18 protein-coding genes are annotated in these 20,374 nt (G+C 64.0%); 7 read left to right on the forward strand and 11 right to left on the reverse strand.

Annotated features, from left to right (window positions below):
* Positions 1-165: 165 nt before the first annotated feature.
* Positions 166-981, forward strand: a complete 816-nt coding sequence (locus tag BN1233_RS37365) for a pentapeptide repeat-containing protein (RefSeq protein ID WP_187144462.1) — start codon at positions 166-168, stop codon at positions 979-981.
* A 149-nt stretch (positions 982-1,130) separates the two neighbouring features.
* On the opposite strand, the gene glnA is transcribed toward BN1233_RS37365, so the two are convergent.
* The 6 genes from glnA to BN1233_RS37395 form a co-directional block, all read right to left on the reverse strand.
* Complete coding sequence (gene glnA, locus BN1233_RS37370; RefSeq protein WP_046868730.1) at positions 1,131-2,558, reverse strand: type I glutamate--ammonia ligase; 1,428 nt, start codon at positions 2,556-2,558, stop codon at positions 1,131-1,133.
* A gap of 125 nt (positions 2,559-2,683) precedes the next feature.
* Entirely contained in the window at positions 2,684-3,154 is a 471-nt protein-coding gene (locus BN1233_RS37375; protein WP_046868731.1) for an aminoacyl-tRNA deacylase, read from the reverse strand.
* Positions 3,155-3,284: 130 nt separating this feature from the next.
* Positions 3,285-3,578, reverse strand: a complete 294-nt coding sequence (locus BN1233_RS37380) for a GYD domain-containing protein (protein ID WP_046868732.1) — start codon at positions 3,576-3,578, stop codon at positions 3,285-3,287.
* A 179-nt stretch (positions 3,579-3,757) separates the two neighbouring features.
* A complete protein-coding gene (locus BN1233_RS37385; protein ID WP_244470883.1) occupies positions 3,758-4,378 on the reverse strand; it encodes an NAD(P)H-dependent oxidoreductase in 621 nt (206 codons plus the stop codon).
* 149 nt (positions 4,379-4,527) lie between these two features.
* Positions 4,528-5,739: an MBL fold metallo-hydrolase gene (locus BN1233_RS37390; protein WP_082145883.1), complete on the reverse strand. Its 1,212-nt coding sequence runs from the start codon at positions 5,737-5,739 to the stop codon at positions 4,528-4,530.
* A 72-nt stretch (positions 5,740-5,811) separates the two neighbouring features.
* Positions 5,812-7,143 carry an alpha/beta hydrolase domain-containing protein gene (locus BN1233_RS37395; protein WP_046868733.1) on the reverse strand — a complete coding sequence of 444 codons (1,332 nt, stop codon included), beginning with the start codon at positions 7,141-7,143 and terminating at the stop codon, positions 5,812-5,814.
* A 372-nt stretch (positions 7,144-7,515) separates the two neighbouring features.
* On the opposite strand from BN1233_RS37395, the gene BN1233_RS37400 reads away from it, so the two are divergent.
* Positions 7,516-9,105, forward strand: a complete 1,590-nt coding sequence (locus tag BN1233_RS37400; RefSeq protein WP_082145884.1) for a serine hydrolase — start codon at positions 7,516-7,518, stop codon at positions 9,103-9,105.
* A gap of 417 nt (positions 9,106-9,522) precedes the next feature.
* Here the strand turns inward: BN1233_RS37400 and BN1233_RS37405 are convergent, their stop codons facing one another.
* Positions 9,523-10,155, reverse strand: coding sequence for a GNAT family N-acetyltransferase (locus tag BN1233_RS37405; RefSeq protein ID WP_046868734.1), 633 nt, complete (start codon positions 10,153-10,155; stop codon positions 9,523-9,525).
* A gap of 205 nt (positions 10,156-10,360) precedes the next feature.
* Between BN1233_RS37405 and BN1233_RS37410 the strand changes: the two genes are divergently transcribed.
* Positions 10,361-11,125 carry a CPBP family glutamic-type intramembrane protease gene (locus BN1233_RS37410; RefSeq protein ID WP_046868772.1) on the forward strand — a complete coding sequence of 255 codons (765 nt, stop codon included), beginning with the start codon at positions 10,361-10,363 and terminating at the stop codon, positions 11,123-11,125.
* A 49-nt stretch (positions 11,126-11,174) separates the two neighbouring features.
* Here BN1233_RS37410 and amrB read toward each other — a convergent pair whose 3' ends face one another.
* Positions 11,175-11,990 (reverse strand): AmmeMemoRadiSam system protein B, encoded by an 816-nt coding sequence (amrB, locus tag BN1233_RS37415; protein ID WP_046868735.1) that lies wholly within the window; start codon positions 11,988-11,990, stop codon positions 11,175-11,177.
* Positions 11,991-12,051: 61 nt separating this feature from the next.
* Between amrB and amrS the strand changes: the two genes are divergently transcribed.
* The 4 genes from amrS to BN1233_RS37435 all read left to right on the forward strand — a co-directional run bounded on the left by amrS (position 12,052) and on the right by BN1233_RS37435 (position 16,730).
* A complete protein-coding gene (gene amrS / locus BN1233_RS37420; RefSeq protein WP_046868773.1) occupies positions 12,052-13,152 on the forward strand; it encodes an AmmeMemoRadiSam system radical SAM enzyme in 1,101 nt (366 codons plus the stop codon).
* 51 nt (positions 13,153-13,203) lie between these two features.
* Positions 13,204-13,632 carry an acyl-CoA thioesterase gene (locus BN1233_RS37425; protein ID WP_046868736.1) on the forward strand — a complete coding sequence of 143 codons (429 nt, stop codon included), beginning with the start codon at positions 13,204-13,206 and terminating at the stop codon, positions 13,630-13,632.
* A 302-nt stretch (positions 13,633-13,934) separates the two neighbouring features.
* Positions 13,935-16,124: a histidine kinase dimerization/phosphoacceptor domain -containing protein gene (locus BN1233_RS37430; RefSeq protein ID WP_046868737.1), complete on the forward strand. Its 2,190-nt coding sequence runs from the start codon at positions 13,935-13,937 to the stop codon at positions 16,122-16,124.
* 48 nt (positions 16,125-16,172) lie between these two features.
* A complete protein-coding gene (locus BN1233_RS37435) occupies positions 16,173-16,730 on the forward strand; it encodes a biliverdin-producing heme oxygenase (protein ID WP_046868738.1) in 558 nt (185 codons plus the stop codon).
* Between the two features lie 321 nt (positions 16,731-17,051).
* Here the strand turns inward: BN1233_RS37435 and eno are convergent, their stop codons facing one another.
* From eno to BN1233_RS37450, 3 genes are read right to left on the reverse strand one after another with little or no spacing between them, the layout of a single operon-like run.
* Positions 17,052-18,308, reverse strand: coding sequence for a phosphopyruvate hydratase (gene eno / locus BN1233_RS37440; RefSeq protein ID WP_046868739.1), 1,257 nt, complete (start codon positions 18,306-18,308; stop codon positions 17,052-17,054).
* 2 nt (positions 18,309-18,310) lie between these two features.
* A complete protein-coding gene (locus BN1233_RS37445) occupies positions 18,311-19,333 on the reverse strand; it encodes a phosphotransferase (protein ID WP_046868740.1) in 1,023 nt (340 codons plus the stop codon).
* A gap of 14 nt (positions 19,334-19,347) precedes the next feature.
* Positions 19,348-20,361 (reverse strand): 2-hydroxyacid dehydrogenase, encoded by a 1,014-nt coding sequence (locus BN1233_RS37450; protein ID WP_187144463.1) that lies wholly within the window; start codon positions 20,359-20,361, stop codon positions 19,348-19,350.
* Positions 20,362-20,374: the final 13 nt, after the last annotated feature.

Consider the following 20,374-nt stretch of genomic DNA (forward strand, 5'->3'; position numbering starts at 1 on the left):
CCGCGACGCAGGATGCCGGGCATGGCGTCGCCCTCTCCGTGCAATCGATCCGGTCTGCATTCGGTTCCGACGCCATGCCCCGCTATCGCAAGGGCTCTCATCCGCTCTATCTCCCTTGAGGACGATATGTGCCATGACCGCTTCGGCAAACCCTCGGAGGCTGACGTGCAGCAAGTGATCCCTGTGCCGTTTCCAGGACGGGCTCCACGTGTGCGAGCCGCCGGACCCTACGCGATCGGGAGTGCGGCCGGGCTCGTCCTCCTCTCCCTTGCAGCGCAGCCGGCCGAGGCCGGATGCCGGGACGCGCCTAGAGCAGGCGTCGACTGGACCAATTGCTTCAAGCAGCGGCTGATGCTGAGCTACTCCGACCTCTCGGGGGCCGTGCTCCGCGGAGCTCGCCTGACCGGGACGGACTTTACTGGGACGAAGCTCGCAGGCGCGAAACTGGCCGAGGCCGAGCTAAGCTTTACGCGCTTCGAGGGGGCCGATCTCTCGGGCGCCGATCTCACCAAGGCGGCCGGCGGCCGGACGATCTTCACACGGGCGAACCTTCGCAATGCCCATTTCGAGAGTTCGGAGTTTGGCCGCTCGAACTTCCAGCAGGCGCAGATCGCGGGAGCGAACTTTTCCAAGGCGGAAGTGAATCGGTCGATCTTCGAGGGAGCAGACCTTACGGGTGCCGACATGTCGAAGGCGGAGCTTGCGCGTGTCATCCTGACCAACACGAAAGTCGGCGGCGTCAAGTTCAGCTATTCCAATCTCGCGCGTGCCGACCTGCGGGGGCTGGACCTGAACGGGGTCGATCTCACGGGCTCCTATCTGTACCTCACACGGGTGGATGGTGCCGATCTGAGTCAGGCCAAAGGCCTCACGCAGGAGCAGCTCGATCTCGCCTGCGGGACGAACGAGACGAGGCTGCCCGCAGGTCTCTCGCGACCGCAGGATTGGCCCTGCGGCGAGGACGTCGAGCAGAATGGCTGATTTCGTCGGCCCTTCCCCTTCGGGGGCGAGGTGAAGCGGCGGTGGCGCGCACATCACCTCTCCCTCGGCAAGGAAGGTCACCCCGAAGGAGTGTGAGGGTGGCGGCGCCGGTGATTGAAATGATGCGGACAATCGTTTCCGGGTAACGGCTACACGTCGTAGTAAAGAACGAATTCGTACGGGTGAGGCCGCAGGCGGAGTTCCGCAACATCGTGCGAGCGTTTGTAGTCGAGATACATCTCGATGACATCGGTCGTGAACACGTCGCCGTTGCAGAGGAATTTGTGGTCCGCCTCGAGCGCGTCGAGGGCCTGCTCCAGCGAACCCGGAGTCGACGGGACTCTGGCCCTTTCCTGCGGCGGCAGGTCGTAAAGATTTTTGTCGAGGGGTTCGCCGGGATCGATGCGGTTCTGGATCCCGTCGAGCCCGGCCATCAGCATGGCGGCGAAGGCCAGATACGGATTGCATGCGGGGTCTGGGCAGCGGAACTCAACACGTTTTGCCTTCGGGCTCGGCGAATAGACCGGAATGCGACACGCTGCGGAACGGTTGCGCGCCGAGTAGCCGAGATTCACGGGCGCCTCGAAGCCCGGCACCAGGCGCCGATAGGAGTTGATGGTGGGAGCGCAGAGGGCGAGCAGCGCCGGCGCGTGCTTGAGCAACCCACCGATATAGAAGCGCATCAGGTCGCTCGATCCGGCATAGCCTTCGCCCGCGAAGAGAGGGCGCTCTCCCTTCCAGATGCTCTGGTGGACATGCATGCCCGAGCCGTTATCGCCGAAGAGCGGCTTCGGCATGAAGGTGGCGGTCATGCCGCGCTCGCGCGCGACGTTCTTCACCACGTATTTGTAGATCATCACGTTGTCGGCCATCCGCTTCAGCGTCGTGAAGCGCATGTCGATCTCGCCCTGCCCGCCGGTCGCGACCTCGTGGTGATGGGCTTCGACGGCGATACCGATCTGCTCGAGCGTCAGCACCATGCTGGTACGAGCATCCTGCAGGGTGTCGGCCGGCGGCACGGGAAAATAGCCTTCCTTGGGCCGGAGCTTGTGGCCGAGGCTCGGCCCGTCAGTCCTCCTCGCGGTCCAGTTCGCCTCGATGGCGTCTATTTCGTAATAGCCGTAATTCGTGGCCTGATCGTAGCTGACCTCGTTGAAGACGAAGTGCTCGAGCTCGGGGCCGAAATAGGCCCTGTCGCCGGCCCCGGTGCTGGTCAGATAGGTCTCGGCTTTCTGCGCGATATGGCGAGGGTCCCGCGCGTAGGGCTGACCGGTGATGGGGTCGACGACATCGCAGATCAGGACGAGTGTCTGCGCCTCGCTGAATGGGTCCAGGAACGCCGTCGTCGGATCCGGAACGACCAGCATGTCGCTTTCCTGGATCTCCTGAAAGCCGCGGATGGACGAGCCGTCGAAGCCGACGCCCTCCGTGAAGCTGTCGAGGTCGAGCGCCGCGCACGGCACCGAGAAGTGCTGCCACAGACCGGGGAGGTCCGTGAAGCGAAGATCGATCATGACGATGTCATTGTCCTTGATGGTCTGAAGGACCTGATCGGGCGTCTCGAGAGTGTAGGCCATCGGCGTCTCCTCCGTCCGGAGCAGAGGCTGGCCGGCGAGGCTCTCCGACCAGCCGAGCGTTTCTGTCCTGAGCGCACAGCCGGCCGGAGCTTGTAACCGGAGCTCCGGTGCTGCTGCGTCGACTCTCAGTCGATGCTGCTGAACGAGCCGTGCCGGGCCTGGTCGTTGATCCGTGTGAACTCGGCCTGACTCATCCGCAGCAGCGTGGCGTGATCGCCGGCCTCGAGATAGAGTTCCGGCTGCCGATCGATGCTGGTATCGATGATCACATCCAGCCCATAGCAGGCGCCGACCGGCGGGACGGCGCCGCGGGCGCAATCCTGGAACACCTCGGCGGTCTCGTCCTCGCTGGCCAGCGCCACGCGATCGCCGAGATCGGTCTTGAGATCCGACAGCCGCACATGGTGCGACGCGGGCAGAACGGCGAGCCAGTAGCCTTGCCGATCCCTCAGGAGAATGCCCTTTGCCAAGCGGTCCAGCGGAACGTGAGAGGTTTCCGCGGTGTGTGCCGAAGACTCAGTCAGTTCATGCACCAGCACGTCGTATGTGACATTATGGTCAAACAAGTATTTCTGAAGCATGGGGGCAATGGCCATGTCGGCCTCCTGCAATGTTTGCATGGCGGCAGACAGGTCGCCATTGGAATGGCGGCCTCTGCCCAACCGTGCCGATGTTGCGCCACCCCTCGGTTCTCGCGACACCGAGCATCGGATCGCTCATTCCGTATCAGCCCATCGAGCCGAGAAGTTGCCGGTAGGCGTCCTCGGGGAAAGCCTTCAGGGTTCGCGTTCGAATGTTGCCGAGCATGCCGGTCTGCAGGATGAATTTCGCCACCGCGGTATCATCGGGAGCCTCGAGAACGGCGATGATGTCGTAATCGCCCATGGTGAGATAGAAGGACTTGAACTCTCCCCCGAGGTCCTTCAGCACCTGCTTCGCCGCATCGAAACGACGGGGCGATTCCTTGGCGCTCTTGATCCCTTGATCCGTCCAGTTCGCGAGCATGATATAGGTCGCCACGGCACATCTCCTTCGGAATGCCCCCGAAGCCCGCCGTCGCCCAAAATGGACCTGCACTCCAGCCTGCCCGACCGCCTCCGGATTTGCCGCCGACTGGGGCATGGCCACTGGATTTGAGCTATCGAGAGAATGGACCTCTCGGAGTGTCCTCGCAAGTGGCTTGGCGGTGGTGTGCAATCTCACCGCCAGCGTGCAAGCCGCCTGCGCACTTTCGCCAGGAACCGGTTACGCTGGAGCGCCGTGCAATGATCCATGTTCGGCAGGCCGAGCCACTCCAATCTGCAGTTCCGAGCGCAGAGGGTCTTCAGCCCGTATTTGAACAGGCGCCAATCCGGCCACCCAACGAGCCACAGAAGCCAGCGCGGCGAGCCATAGGTCGTGATCACACCGATCCGCCGGATGTTCGAGAGCTGCGGCTGCAGCACTCTGCGCCCGCCGAGGCGGAAGGCGACGCCCGGTACCCAGACCCGGTCGAGCCAGCCCTTGAGCATGGCCGGGAGCCCGAACCACCACGTCGGATAGACGAGCAGCAACGCGTCGGCGCGCTGCAGCGACGCGACATGGCTCTCGATCTCATCTCGGTTGGTGTCCTCGTCGTAGTAGCGCCCGCGCTCCTCGGCACTCAGAGCCGGTGAGAACCCTTCGGCGTAAAGATCCCGAGCCTCCACCCCGTGGCCAGTAGATTCGAGCGCGCTCACGGCAGCATCGCGCAGGGCCGCACAGAAGCTGTCGGCGCGCGGATGACAGTAGATGAGCAGCACGCGCATGTGATCCTTCGCTCGATCATGAACATCGGGCATACTGCCGGCTCCATCCAGCCAGCTCATCGCGCCGAAGCGTCGGAAGGCAGCTGGCAATGTTCCCGAAATTTAACCTTGAGGCACGCGGCAACCACTCCCACCGGAACAGGGTCGCGGGCGTGCACAGCCGGAAGTCGGAGCGGAGGTGATCACGAGGCGGTGCCGGAGAAGACGAGGCGTGTCCCCGTATAGGCTCTCACCAGTTTCTCCGGCATCTCCGCCTTGGCAAGTTCGTAGAATGCTTCACCGGAACAATGTAGTGGAACGACATAGGTCGGATTCGCTTCCTTCAGGGCGACGACGGTCTCGCGCAGGTAATCGGGTGGATAGGGTGCCAGATGGAAACCGCCAATCACGGCATGCACCTTGTCGATGCCCGAAACCGCTTGCGCTTGTCGCATTGCATTCACGACTCCTCGATGGCTGCACGAGGTCAGGACAATGAGGCCCCGTCCCTTCAGATTGAACGCCGTGGCGATTTCGTGCTGAAACTGATCCGGCATCACGCCCTGGGCGCGCTCCGCCTCCGTGAAGCGATCCGCATAGCAGCCCGATCCATGCGTGAAACCGAGCCGCATGGCACTCGGCGAGAGGAGCTTCTCGAAGCTCTCCTGCCGGATGCGCCCCGACGTGAATCCGTGCTCCCCAATGAGGGAGGGCTGCGGCGTCGACGTCACGGCAAGATCTGCCTTCTCGAGCGCCTCGCGATCGATCACGCCAAAGTCACCCTTTACAGGCGGCGCAGTCCACTCACGGGCGCAGAAGCAGTCTTCGCCTCCGACATGGAAAGGCAGCCTCGGTTTCAGGTGTCCCTCGTTCTGCCGAAGGAAGCCGACGAGCCCGCCGAAATGATCGTAGTGCCCGTGGCTCAACACAAGCGCGTCGAGCGCGCTCGGCTCGATGCCGAGCATCGCAAGGTTGTTGTTGAGCGCCTCCGGCGTGAAGCCAAAATCGACGAGTATCTGACGCGTCTCGTTTCCGCGGCGTGCCTCGACATGCATGGCGAGGCCGAACTCGCTCACGAGCGTTCTGCCGGGTGGCCGGTCGGGACTGATGCCCCATCCGAAATTCTCGATGTCGAGCCCATCGAAATTGCGGCTGGGCGCAACGGCAAACTGGTAGCTGTCGGTCACGATGCGGACGGCAACTCTGTCCAGTTCCGGAACCGAGCCCGTGAGGGATTGGGCTACCGCTGGCTTCGACTCGCCGAGGAGGCCCGCGAGAATCAGGCTGAAGACGGCAGCCCCTCCGCCGCAAACCACATCCCGCCTGTTTGGGTCATCGCAGGCGAAGGTCCGTCCCGAAGCAGCCCGCCGCACCGGCGAGGCCAGAAGGGTGGACTGAGAAAGCTCGGTTTCCATGACAGCCTCTCACCGTTGTCATGAACACATGTCGCCCAATGCAAATGGACGCCGCTCGAGGTGCGATCCTGATCAATCCAGCTTCACTGCCTCGGCAGCCAGGACATAACCTCGAGCATCCTCCGGTAGAATCTGCCGAAGCCTGACGAGTTCGTCCGCTGCAGCGGCGACGGAAGCGACGTAGGCCGCCTGATTCGGATAAAGGGTCTTCAGCTTCTCGGGCGGGAAGGGTTCGAAGCTTCCGCTGATGAAGAAGATAAAATTCCCATTCTCATGTTTCCACGCAAGGCCATTGTTGCTGCCGACCGGTGCACCGGCCGTCGAGCCGTTCTCCAACGTTCTCGGCAAATGCGGGAGCCTCACTCCGCCGAGCGCATTTCCATCTGCATCGCGCTTCGCCTTTCTGTATGGCGATCCCTGTACGTCCCGCACGGGATCGTCCGTCAGCTCGATCAGGACGTTCGGCGGCGGCTCCGTCCCTTCGATCCAGGCTTCCATATTGACGAGCGCAGCGCGCAGCGCAGGACCGAAATCGACCGGGCTCTGCTCGGGCATTCCGGACTGGCGAAAGTCCGCCGCGCTGGCGGGAATATGCGAGACCCCGGCAACCTCGATAACACGGTAGTCCGGGCGGTCGGCGCGCTCTTCGAACCCTCCGGACTCGACATCCGTCTCCGTCGCGAAGATTATGACCTTTCCACCATCAGCCACCGCGCCCGGGCAGCGCTTTCCCTTCTGCACGATCAGATCGCGGCAACTGCCACCGGCTCCGCCGACCAGACTACCATCGAAGGCTGGGCGGCCGGAACGGGTGTTATACTTGTCCGCGTGCCAACCGCGGAGCAGCTCGCCCGTCTGCGAGAAGCCATAGGCGATGATGGTCTTCACGGGCGGCGGTCCGTCCGCCATATACCGGGCAGAGTTACGTGCGAGTTCACCGGCATCTCCAATGATCGTGTAGCCGTCGGCAGGCGCGGCAATCGATCCGGTCTTGAGCGCTTCGATGGCAGCCTTGTCCCAGATGGGAGCCACATAGGACCGACCGCCCCCGAACAGGAATGCATCGCCCATGTGAATGCGCGCCAGCGGAAGCGCGCGACCGCCGATCACCCACTGTGCTCTCCCGATCGTTGCGGTGTTCACGATGTCCACCACGGCCACGCCACTATGGTCGGCCGGACTCGTCGGAAAGGCCAGAGTGACGGGCACGGAGTAAGGCCCTCCTGGTGCCCTGCCCTCCATCGTGGCGTCGATTTCCCGATATGCCTTTCCGCCGAACGGCCCGATATCCTTGGCCGAGGTGACGGTGACTTTCGTGATTTCGGCACGCCCGGGAGGCGCTATGACGAAGACCAGACTCGATGCGACACCGGCGACGAGGCTCTGTGCGATACGGAATTGCATCTCGATCCTCCATTGCTGTTGCGTCGGAGGGACCCTGGACCGGCTGGGAAGAAGCTTGGCAGCGAAGCGTGTACGTGAACGGTCGATACGGAAAAGAGAATCGTTAAATGCCGATCCCGCTTACGCCGCCCCAGCCGGTCGCCCTCTGCTGGCAGGTGCGACAGCGCTTGAGAATAATACACCTGTCTCTCGACAAGCGCGAGCGCGACGACCAACGGTTCTCATTCCGGCTCGCTGCGGTGCGTCTATGATGCGATGATGCCGATCTCTTCCAGCTGCAAAGCGTGGAATACACACCCTTTCGGCGGACCCAAGTGTCAACCATCGGGCAGGCCAGCTATAGTCGCGTAATTGCCAAACGGGAGGGTGGTCGTGGCTGACACATCCGAGCAAGGTACTCGGCGTACCCGCTTCTCCAGTCTCAGCTTTTGTCTTTTCCTGGCTCTACTGGCGTCCCTCGCGCCGCTTGCTGCGCGTGGTCAATCCTTCGAGCATGTGAACAAAGAAAAGCTGACGGCCGCTCTGCCCACGCTGGAGGAGATGGCGCAGCGCATGGTCGACGAGGACAGGGTGCCGGGCCTGTCGATCGCTGTCGTCTATCAGAATGAGGTCGTTTACCTGAACGGCTTCGGCGTACGGGAAGAAGGCAAGGACGTGCCGGTCGATGCCGACACGGTCTTTCAGCTTGCCTCGTTCTCCAAGCCGATGGCGTCGACCGTCGTCGCGGCCATCGTGAGTGATGGTCAAGCGAGCTGGGATTCGCGCATCGCCGACATCGATCCGATCTTCCAACTCTACGAGGCTTATCCGACTCAGCAGGTCACCGTCCGTGACCTTTTCAACCATCGCAGCGGGCTGCCCGGAGACGCCGGAAACGAGCTCGAGGAACTCGGCTATGACCGCAGCACGATTCTGCACCGTCTCCGGCAGGTCAAGCCGGCGAGCAGTTTCCGCTCAGCCTACTCCTACAGCAATTTCGGCCTCACCGAGGGTGCGGTTGCCGCTGCGAAGGCGGCGGGCATGAGCTGGGAGGATGCCGCCGAGGCGAAGCTCTACAAGCCGCTCGGCATGACCTCGACCAGCTCACGGTATGCGGATTTCGTCTCGCGCGAGAATCGCGCCACTCTCCACGCACAACTCGACGCCCGATGGCGGCCGCTCGCGAAGCGCGATCCCGACGCGCAGTCGCCAGCCGGCGGGGTCAGTTCCAGCGCACGCGACCTCGCGGCTTGGATGCGGCTCGAACTCGGCAAGGGCCAATATGATGGCAAGCAGTTGATCGACGCGGACGCGATCGGCGAGACGCATCTGCCGCTCATGCAGCGCGGGAAACACCCCATCACCGGAGCACCGGTTTTCTACGGCCTCGGTTGGAACGTGGAGTATGGCCGCTATGGAGAGGTCTGGGGTCATGCCGGCGCCTTCAGCATGGGCGCACGCACGCTCGTCAGCCTGCTTCCGGCGGAGCAACTCGGCATCGTGGTTCTCTCCAACGCCTTCCCGACCGGTGTGCCCGAAAGCCTCGCAGATACCTTCTTCGACCTCGTGATGTCGGGAATGACGACCCGCGATTGGGTTGCGGACTGGGACAGCCTCTATGGTCAGCTCTTCGGGCCGGCTATCGAAGCAGCGATCCAGCGCTACAGCACACCGCCTACTTCACGACTGCCCGCGCTGCCATTGTCGGCTTATGCCGGGACCTACGCCAATCCGTATATCGGCGAAGCCGTGGTCGTCGAAAAGGACGGAAGGCTCGAAATCCGGCTCGGGCCGGACGGCAAGAGGGCCTTTCCGCTAAGCCATTTCGATCGCGACCTGTTCACTTATCACCCGTCCCCCGAGATGCCGACCATGCCGGCTGCGATCACGTTCGAGATTGGGCCGGACCAGAAGGCGATTGGGGTCAAGATCGATGACCTGAACGCGCTCGGACTCGGCGTACTCAAGCGCACCGGCGGCTGATCCATTACTCCACTGTGGGCAGAAGTTCTCCGATAGGGAGATCATCATGAGGTGGATATCGTCGCACCCACCGCGCCGCTGCGAACCGCAGGCGGAGTAATTCATTCTGAGCCAGAGACCTGGATTGCTTCACTTCGTTCGCAATGACGAGGTGGGCGTGAGGGAGCGAAGAGAGCGTCTGGAGACGGAATCGTGCCGGACCCACTCCTGTCCTTGCGCGCCGCAGGCGCGATGCACTGGCTCTCCCATTGTACTGCCGTCCTTGCGAGCCGCAGGCGAAGCAATCTACCCGTCGACGGACGCGCTGCTGGATTGCCTCACTTCGCAATGACGAGGAGGATGTGAGGAGGGCACAGTGCAAAGACTCACGCGCGATCAACGCACCGCGAATCCTTCACGCACGACTCCCGCCCCTTCTCATCCAGCCAATACAGCATCCATCTCTCGCGTCCGGCGATCCATGCTGCCCAGCGGTGGGCGCAGCATCGGTGTAATCGGCGGAGACGTGCCGACTTGAATGGTGCCGAGCACTTCGAAGCCGTGGCGCTGATAAAGCGAGATGTTCACCGGGTTCGAGGATTCGAGATAGGCCGGCGTGCCGTCGTCGTCGCAGAGCCAGAGAAGGTATTCGAGCAGGGCCGCGCCATAGCCGTTGCGCTGCCGGGTTGGATCGACGCCGATCAGCGGAAGATGCCAGTGCGGCTCGTCGGGATGGTAGCGCCCCATCTGATCGAAGACGACGAAGAGGGATTCCTGATCGCGCTCCGGAACGGTGCGCTGGATGAGATTGGTCACGGCCTCGTCATCCGGGTGCACTCCCGGCGGAAGCCACATCGCGGCCCCCAGAGCGTCTTGCGTCAGGTGAGCGGTCCCATAGTCGAAGGCCCGCCCGCCGAAGGCCTGCACGAACTCGGAAAAATTCCGGAGATATCGCTCGGGTTCAGGATACATCCAACGTGCAGCAGGATCCGTGCTGAACGCGAGCACGAGGGTATCGATGACCCGCCTCTCGTCACCGGATCTGGCTGCTCTGACCTGCGGTGCTTTCATGGCCTCGCTCCGCGGTTTCCGAAGTAAACTCGGAAGGCGAGTTATGAGCGGCTTCGACGCGTGTTTCCGTGCGAGAGGTCACATACGACAGATCGGCGGAACTCTCCCGTGCCGCTCTGAGCGAGAACTGCTCCTCCCGGCCCCGCCGAGGGACGTCGCCCGGAGCCCCTATCGATTCACCTCGGGGTCGGGCTACACGGGCTGCATGCGTATCCAAACCCGTTTCACGCTGCTGCTGATCACCTTGGGCCTGATCGGCGTGGCGTCCCTTCTCGTTCTGCCGGTCGAGACGCTCGGCCCGGAGGCGCCGCCGCTTCCGACCGGCCTCATACGCGCACTCTCGTTGATCCAACCGCTCCTGCTCACGATTGGAGCGGGATATCTTGGCACCAGGCTTGCGCCGAAAGTCAGCCTCGATGCTCCTGCAATCCGGCTGCTCGCGAACGGGCGATCGCCAATGCGGGCTCTGCTGCGCCAGCTCGGACGAGCCGTGCCGGTCGCAGTCGTGGTTGGCCTTCTCCTGATCGCCTATGGCATCACCTTCGAGACGTTCGTCGCCTCGGCCGAAAACGACGCACTTGCCCGCATCGAAGCCTTGAAGGCGCCGGCTGTGGTTCGGGTCCTGTATGGCGGAATCACCGAGGAGATCATCGCCCGCTGGGGCATCATGACCCTGGTCGTCTGGATCGTCTGGCGATTGACGGGCCGTCCCGCGAGACCTTCCCGGAGTGCCTATGGAATCGGGATGGCTGTTGCAGCGCTCCTCTTCGCGGCGGGCCACCTTCCGATTCTCCATGCGGCACTCCTGTCGCCGCCTCTCTGGCTCGTGGTGTTCGTCATTGCAGCCAATTCTCTGGCAGGGCTTGCCTTCGGCCTCCTCTTCGTTCGCGATGGGCTGGAAGCGGCGATGCTCGGCCACGCCTTGGCCCATGTGGTGGCCATGGGTTTCGGCGTCCTGCTCCGGCTTTGATCGTCACAGGGTCGCTTGTTCTTCCGGTTATGTCGTTGCGCGCTCGAGATCAGGTGCATGCCGGGAAGGTCCATGCACCGTAGCCGACCACCCGGTCCCGCGATCCGGCCGTATCGCCGGACGAACACAGTCTCAGGCGCCGCGCCCCGAGGCCCCGCTTCTTCGCCGCAATGAGCAGACCCGCGACCGCGAGATAGCCGCAGGCGTCATTCGGGCCGAGGCTGGCCCAGTCGCCTCGTTCGATCGATGCGGCCGTCGCGGCATCGAGGCGCTGCGCCATCTCGTAGGTGTGGAAATGCGACAGGTCGGAGCTGATCACGATCAGTGTCTCGGGGCCGCCCCAGACCCGCTCGAGCGCCGCGGCCACCTGTTCCGGATGCGCCTCGCCGACGAGGATCGGCACCAGTTCGAAGGCTGGCAGCAGCACCTGCAGGAAGGGAAGCTCGACCTCGAGCGCATGCTCCGGCGCGTGCGGCGCATCCGCCCGAACGACGAAAGCGAGGTCTTCGAGGGCGGAAGCAGCGTCGCGCGCCACGGGCACAGGCCCGAGCGGCGTCTCGAAAACGTCGGCATTCGGCAGGGCAAGCCCGCTAAAGCGAACGTAGTGAGCCGGCCCGATCAGCACGACCCGGCCGACCGTGCGAGCATGATCCCGGAGCGTGGCAAAGGCCGCCCCCGCGACCTCTCCGGAATACATATAGCCGGCATGAGGTGCGATCAGTGCTTTCGGCGCCGTCGTCGCGGCCGTTCCCGCTCTCGCGAGGAATGCCTCGATATCGGCGCGGAGCCGAGCCGGCAGGCGCGGATAGAACTGGCCCGCCACGGCGGCTGGTCTGACGTGCGATCGATGCTGCCTCGGTGTCACAGGAGGCTCCTCCCGGCTGAAGCCATGCCCAGATCTACCGGGATAGATGGTGGGCTTCGGCATGCCTCAACAGATCCTCTCCGGTGAACCCGGCCGCTACTGGCACCGGCTCGACGACGGGCGCATCCAGTGCGACGTCTGTCCTCGTTTGTGCAAGCTCCACGAGGGACAGCGCGGCCTGTGCTTCGTCCGCGCGCGTCAGGACGACCGAATCGTCCTGACCACCTATGGCCGCTCCTCCGGCTTCTGCATCGACCCGATCGAGAAGAAGCCGCTCAACCATTTCCTGCCCGGAACGCCGGTCCTGTCCTTCGGCACGGCCGGCTGCAATCTCACCTGCAAGTTCTGCCAGAACTGGGACATCTCGAAGGCCCGCGAATTCGATCGGCTGCAGGATCTGGCAAGGCCCGAAGCGATCGCCGAGGCTGCCATCGCGACCGGCTGCCGCTCGGTCGCTTTCACCTACAACGATCCGGTGATCTTCCTGGAATACGCCGTCGACGTCGCGCAGGCCTGCCGGGAGCGGGGCATCCAGTCGGTCGCAGTGAGCGCCGGCTATATCTGCGCGGAGCCACGGATCGAATTCTTCCGGCACATGGACGCCGCGAATATCGACCTCAAGGGCTTCACAGAGAACTTCTACAAAACCCTGTGCTCGGCGCGCCTCGGCCCGGTGCTCGAGACCCTGGAATATCTGAAGAACGAGACGCAGGTCTGGTTCGAGATCACGACGCTCCTGATCCCGGGCGAGAATGACTCGCCCACCGAGATCGAAACGCTGAGCCGCTGGGTGCTGGAGCATCTCGGGCCCGACGTGCCGCTGCATTTCACGGCCTTCCACCCGGACTGGAAAATGCTCGACAAGCCTGCGACTCCGACTGCTACGCTGAAGACGGCCCGCCGTATCGCAAAGGACATCGGGCTGCATCACGTGTTCACGGGCAACACGCACGATGAAGAAGGGCAGAGCACCTTTTGTCATGCCTGCGGGACGGTGCTGATCGGACGCGATTGGTACGAGCTCTCGACCTGGAACCTGACTCCGGATGGGTGCTGCGGCACATGCGGTACGCGTTGCGCCGGCGTATTCGAGGATGCGCCCGGTCACTGGGGCCGCCGGCGACGCCCGATGGTGCTTCAGGCCACCGCGACGATCGTGTAAGCAGCAATCCGCGCCTGCGCTGCGTCATTCACCTCAGACCATGGAGCCCTCATGGCCCGTTCCGAGCCGTTGCCTCTCGATGCCTATCCGAGCCACACGTCCACAGACATTCGCTATGCCGACCTCGACCGGCAGGGCCATGTCAACAACGCGGTGTTCGCGACCTTCTGCGAAATCGGCCGGGTCGCGTTCCTGTATGATCCCGAGCGGCCGCTCGCCCCCGACGGCACGAGCTTCGTCATCGCCCGGCTCGCGATCGATTTCCGGGCTGAGCTCTTCTGGCCGGGCACCGTGGAGATCGGCACCGGCGTGCTCAGTGTCGGCCGCAGCTCGATGACTCTCGCGCAGGGACTGTTCAACGAAGGGCGATGCGTTGCAACCGTGGAAGGCGTGATCGTCATGCAGGACGAAGCAACACGCCGATCGAAGCCGCTTCCGCCCGACACGATCAAAGCACTCCAGGGACTCATGCTTCGCTAGAAACGTATTTCGGGTGGACAGATGTCCCGGGAACACGTTTATGGAGCTGCCGATTCGACCGGCACGCAGCGGGATTTCTATTCTCGAATGCGAGCATCGCACTATGTAAGGGTATCTCAGCTCCCGCGAGACGACCATCCTGTGCACAATGCCAAGGGCGATACTCGCTACGGGACACTCTCCAGCGGTGCTTTCCGCCGCAGGGCCAGCCGGAAGGAGATCATGCCAAAGACCCCGCCTCCACTCCTCCGGATCCGGTCGGCCGGCGCAGACCGGGCCAGCCAGGATAGCCTGCTGGCACGATGACCGAACCCTCTCCATCACTCGATCTCACGAACTGCGATCGGGAGCCGATCCATATCCCGGGGTCGATCCAGCCGCACGGCACTCTGCTGGCCCTCGATCCGACAGAGCTTACGATCCTTCAGGCCGCTGGCGACGTGGAAGCAATTCTAGGGCGCGACCATGGCGGCCTCATCAACCTGGCAATTGGCCATGTCCTGGGTAGCGAGGCAACCTCTCTGATCCGCTCCTCGAACGTGGGACTGGCAGAGCCGCTCTATGTGGGCTCGCTCCCCTCGCCTGCCGATCCCGCACGGCTGTTCGATCTGACGGCGCATACCCGCGACGGCGTTCTCATCCTGGAACTCGAGCCAGCTGCGGTCCGCCGAGGCACCGCGGCACAGATGCTGGGCGAAGTGCGCCGCATCAGCACCGAGCTGGAAGCAGCGCCTGATCTCGACGCCATGCTTCAGGTCGCGTCCCGCGAGATACGGCGCCTCATCGGATACGACCGGGTGATGATCTATCGTTTTCTCGAGGATGACAGCGGCTCCGTCATCGCCGAGGACAGGATCGAGACGCTCGTCCCGTTCCTCCACCACCACTACCCGGCATCCGACATTCCGAAGCAGGCGCGGGCGCTATACCTTCGAAATCTCGTCCGGGTCATTCCGGATGCAAGCTACACGCCGGCACCGCTCATTCCGGCTCTCAACCCCAGGATCGGCAAACCGCTCGAAATGAGCGATTGCGCCCTGCGCAGCGTCTCGCCGATCCATTTACAGTATCTCAGGAACATGGGTGTCGGTGCATCCATGTCGGTCTCGATCGTCGTCGACGGAGGCCTGTGGGGTCTCATCGCATGCCACCACGGTACTCCGAAGCTCGTTCCCTATGAGCTGCGGGAGGTCTGCAAGCATCTCGGGCAGGTTCTGAGTCAGCAGATCAAGGCGCGCGAGGAAAGCGCGCTGCACCAGCAGACGCTGCGCTTCGCGAGGGCGCGCGACGAACTCGTGACAACTCTGGCGAGAGCAGTCTCGTTCGAGCAGGATCTGCTCGAACGCATCGACGAGATCCGCAATCTGCTCCCGGCCCATGGAGCCGCGGTTCTGTGTCGGGACGCGATACGCCAGATCGGCCACACGCCTTCGGAGGAGCAGACCCGCGAGCTTGCGGCCTGGTTGCTTCCCTCTTCCCCGTTGGAGCCTTTCGCCACGAACAGCCTTGTCCGGCAGTATGCTCCTGGCGAGGCCTTTGCCGCCGAAGCGAGCGGCCTTCTCGCCACCGTCATATCCCGCGAGGAGCCCATCGTACTGCTCTGGTTCAGAGCGGAACAGATCGAGACGATCAATTGGGCCGGAAATCCCCACAAGCCGGCAGAGCCGGGTGCGGAATACGGCACGCTGACGCCGCGCAAATCGTTCGAGACCTGGAAGGAGACCGTTCGGCATCAGTCCCGATCCTGGACCATTGCCGAGATCGATGCGGCCCGGAGATTCGGGCGAACGCTCCTCGACCTGCGCCACCAGAATGCGCTGAAGGAACTGAACGTGCAGCTTCGGCGCACGCTGTCCGAGAAGGAGGCGCTGCTCACTCAGAAGGATCTTCTCATGCAGGAGGTCCATCACCGGGTGCAGAACAGCCTGCAACTCGTCAACTCGATGCTCAATCTCCAGTCGCGACAAGCGACCGACACTCAGGTGAAGGCCTATTTCGAGGAGGCCTCGCGGCGCATCATGGCGGTGAGCACGGTGCATCAGCGATTGTGGCGGTCCGATCACATTCAGAGCGTCGATTTCGGCGTCTATCTCGGAGAGCTGAGCGAGGGCTTGCTCGAAGCGTGGGGAAGTTCCTGGGCCGGGCAGATCAGGGTTCACGCGCGCAGCGTGCTGATCCCGACCAATCAGGCCGTCGTGCTGGCCCTCGTCGTCACGGAACTCCTGACGAACGCGGTCAAATACGCCTATGAGGGTCGACCCGGACCGATCGACGTGACCGTAAAAGAAGAAGGGCGCAAGGCTCTCCGCGTGACGGTGAGGGATCACGGTGTCGGCATGCGGACCAGCGTTCCGAAAAGCGGGCTGGGGTCGCGGCTCGTTCGCTCCTTGACGGGACAGCTCGGCGGCGAGCTCGAGATCGCAGCTCACTCGCCCGGCACATCCGTGACGCTTGCCGTGCCCATCATGCCGCATGTGAGCGCACCTGCGTAACGGTGCGACGTGCACTATCGACCTCGGACGCAAGACAGCCCCTTGAACATGCTCCAACGGCTGAAGCATGAGACGGCCGACGCTCACGCGCGGATCGAACAGGCATTCGATCTCGAGGCACGAACCGGTTCGGAGATTGCCTACCGCGAGCTGCTCGGGCGGTTCTATGGATTTCATGTCGTCTGGGAGCCGAGAGTCGAAGCCGCGCTCGATCATCCAGCCTTCTTTCATGAACGACGAAAGACTCCCTTGCTGATCCGGGATCTTCGTACGCTCGGAACGGGCGACGATGAGATCGAGCGGCTGGCTCTTTGCGACGCACATCTGCCGATGCATAGTTCGGCAGAGGCTTTCGGCAGCCTGTATGTCATCGAAGGGTCGACGCTCGGCGGCACGATCATCGCGCGCCAGATCGGTCGCAGGCTCGGCCTTGGCATCGACACCGGGTGTAGCTATTTCCGATGCTATGGCGATCGGGTCGGGCCGATGTGGAAGGCCTTCGGAGCCGAACTCCTGATGCGCACCCGTTCACACGACGAGGATGTTGTCATCGCATCCGCGAACCGGACGTTCGACATGCTGCACGCGTGGCTCTTTCCGTCCTGAGATTACGCTCTGGCGTTATGTGAGTGGAGTGAAGCGATTCAGGTGCGCTTCCTCCGACGGGTAGATTGCTTCACTTCGTTCGCAATGACGAAGAGGGTGTGAGAGCGCGAGGAGCATCGCCGGAAGCGGAGTAGCGCCGGACCTACTGCCGTCATGGCGAGCCGCAGGCGTGATGCACTACCGCTTCCGCCGCACTTCGTCCTTGCGAGCCGGGGGCAGCGCGCACAGCTCTTTGCGCCGACTCACCGTCATTGCGAGCCGAAGGCGAAGCAATCTACCCGTCGACGGATGCGCTCCCGGTTTGCTTCACTGCGTTCGCATTTACAGAGCGTCGGTGTCTGCCATCGCCTCCTCGATCCGCAGCATCTCGTTCCATTTCGCCATGCGTTCGGAGCGCGAAAACGACCCGACCTTGAACTGGCCGGCATTCCAGCCGACGGCGAGATGCGCGATGGTGACGTCTTCGGTTTCGCCGGATCGGGCGGAGAGAATGGTGCGCATGCCGCTCGCCTGTGCGGTCTGGAGCGCAGTGCGGGTTTCCGTGATCGTCCCGGCCTGGTTGGGCTTGATCAGAACCGCATTGCAGGCGCGGGTCGCGGCGGCCTTTCCGATGCGTTCGGCATCGGTCACCAGGAAATCGTCGCCGATGACCTGCACGCGGCCGCCGTAGCGGGCCGTGAAGGCGCGGAAGCCTTCCGCGTCGTCTTCGGCGAGCGGATCCTCGACGGAGGTGATCGGGAACCGATCGAGCCAGCTTCCCAGAAGCGCGATCATCTCGTCGCGATCGAGCTCGCGATCCTCGAGAGCGAGCCTGTAGCGACCGTCGCGGCCGAATTGGGACGCCGCGATGTCGAGCGAGATCGTCACGTCCTCTCCGGGCCTGAAGCCAGCGGCTTCGATGGCGCGCACCAGCATCTCGAGCGCCTCTTCGTTGGATGCGAAGGCCGGCCAGTAGCCGCCCTCGTCGGCCACGCCCTGCAGCAGGCCGCGCTCTGCGAGAAGCTTGCCGGCAGTGCGGTAGACTTCCGCCGTGCGATCGAGGGCCTGCGCAAAGGTTTCCGCATTGGGGCACACGATCATGAAATCCTGCACGTCGACACGCCGTGCCGCATGGGCGCCGCCGCCGAAGATCTGGATTTCCGGGACGGGAATCGTGGCCTCGTTCGAGCCGGCGAGATAGCGCCACAGCGGCATGCGTTCGTGGGCCGCCGCCGCATGCAGCACAGCCATCGAGGTTGCAACGATCGCGTTCCCGCCGAGCCTTCCCTTGTTGGGCGTTCCGTCGAGATCGATCAGGGTGGCATCGATGGCCGTCTGGTCGAGAGCGTCGCGGCCAGAGAGCGCACCCGCGATCTCGCCGTTCAGATTGGCGACTGCACGCGTCGTGTCGAGCCCTCCGAAGGCCTCGCCGCCGTCGCGCAGATCGAGCGCCTCGCCGCTGCCCATGGAGGCGCCCGCGGGCGCGATGGCCCGGCCCCATGCTCCGTCTGCGAGGTGTACTTCGGCCTCGACGGTCGGCCGCCCGCGCGAATCCCACACCCTGCGTCCGAGTACCTTCGTGATCCGCGCCCCAGCCATGATCATCCTCGCTTGTCCGACATGTTCGACAGTTCTTTGGCCCAGGCGTCCCGGACCTCGCGCAGTGCGCGCGGCGGACGCATGATCAGCGGGATCGCCGTGCGCCGCACGCTTTCGCGCTCAGATTCATCCGTGATGTATTCGACCGGCGATTTACCGTCGACGCGCGCCAGGAACAGCGCCGCGAGCAGCCGCGCGGCTCTCTCTTCGACGGCCTCGGGCGGCTCCCAGCCGACACGCGCCAGATAGGCGGCCTGCAGTGCGTCGAAAGCATCGAGGAGATCCCGCGCCACGCTCCGATTCCAGACGGCTTTCAGCAGGAGATGATTGAGACAGAAGGCGAGGTCGAAGGCCGGATCGCCGTACCACGCGCATTCGGCATCGAGGAAGACGGGCCCCGCCGGGCCGACCAGGATGTTCTTCGGCGAGACGTCGCCATGCACGAGCGCACGCTTCGTGGCGAGCGTCTCGCGGGAGAGCGCCATCAGCGGCTCGGCAAGCGCCGGGTGCTTGCGCGCGGTCGCCTCGAGATAGGGCTCGAGTCGGATCGGATGAAAGATGTGGTCCGTCGCAAAGTGCGATGCGATGTCGGCGCGTCCGGCCGTCGCCCCGTGGATGCGCGCGATCCGCTCACCGACCAGGGCCGCGAAATGTCGATCGACCCGGCCGTCGCGCAGCTCGCTCTTCCAGACCGGATGGTCCTCGGGCGCGAGATAGCCCATCGCGAACAGGCCGGACATCTCGTCGTGCCCGAGGATCTCCGGCACCGCGCTCGGTTCCACCTCCGCAGCGACGCGCAGCCACGCGACCTCGTAGCGGTTTCGCTCGATCGGCGCGCGCCACTCCGCCGCGACGCGCAATTGCGACAGGGCGCGCTTGACGACGAAACGCTTTCCCGGAGCCGTGACACGATAGATGTCCGATGACACGCCGCCCGTCAGAGGCACGATCTCGGCCTCGGGATTCTCGAGAAGCCCCATGCGCACGAGGAACTCGGCTATGCCGGAAGCGGGTCCGCTCGCCACGTCTGTCCGTCCTCTCATGCGACGCGGTGAAGAAGCGGCGCACCGCGAGCCAGCCGCAGCACGTTCTCGTGCGCAATCGCGAGGCTGCGCCGCCATGTCTCCTGCGTGAGCCAGGCAACATGCGGCGTCACGATGACGTTGTCTTCGTGCAGAAGCGGATGATTGTCGTCCGGCGGCTCGATCGCGAGCACGTCGAGGGCCGCGGCCGCGATGCGCTTCTGCCGGAGCGCGTCGATCAGGGCCGGCTCCTCGACCAGGCCGCCTCGGGCCGTGTTGACGAGAATGGCGCCCGGTTTCATGCGCGCAATGGCGTGCCGGTCGAGAATGTGGCTCGTCTCGTTCGTCAGCGGGATGTGAAGCGATACGATGTCGGATGAGGCGAGAAGCTCGTCTCTGTCGAGAAGACGGCCGGGAAATTCAGGCTGTCGCGTGCGGCTCCAGTAGACGACATCGGCCTCCATGGCAGTGAGCACGCCCGCGACACGCCTCGCGACCGCCCCCGCCCCGACGAGCCCCACCGTGCGACCGGCGATCTCGCCGAGACGCGCTTCCCAGCCGGCCTCGAGGTGCCACCCGGTCGAGCCGCGCGCCATGCGGTCGAACGCGGTCAGCCGTCGCAGCGCCACGAGCATCAGCGCGATCGTCATCTCGGCGACCGCCGCCGTGTTCGTGGCCGGCATGTTGCACACCGCGATGCCGCGGCGGACGGCCTCTTCGAGATCGATGGTGTTCACACCCACGCCGATCTTCTGAATGAGCTTCAGTCTGGGCGCCCGCGCCATCATGTCGGCGGTTACGGGATTGAGCACGTGCAGGAGCACGTCGGCCTCGGAGAGGCGTTCCAGAAACGGTGCATCCTCGCCGCGCTCCGGCAGCACTTCGACGGCGAGACCGTCGGCGCGCCATGCCCCCAACTCCGCCACGAGGCCCGGGCCGAGATCGGCCCGCGCGACGATGCGGATCTCGTCCGACTGATGCCCGTGTTGTGCGATCACTGCGTCGCCACCCTCGCTCCCGAAGCGCCCCAACGCTTCTCCCCCG

This window comes from Microvirga massiliensis, assembly GCF_001006805.1.
Classification (GTDB): Bacteria; Pseudomonadota; Alphaproteobacteria; order Rhizobiales; family Beijerinckiaceae; genus Microvirga; species Microvirga massiliensis.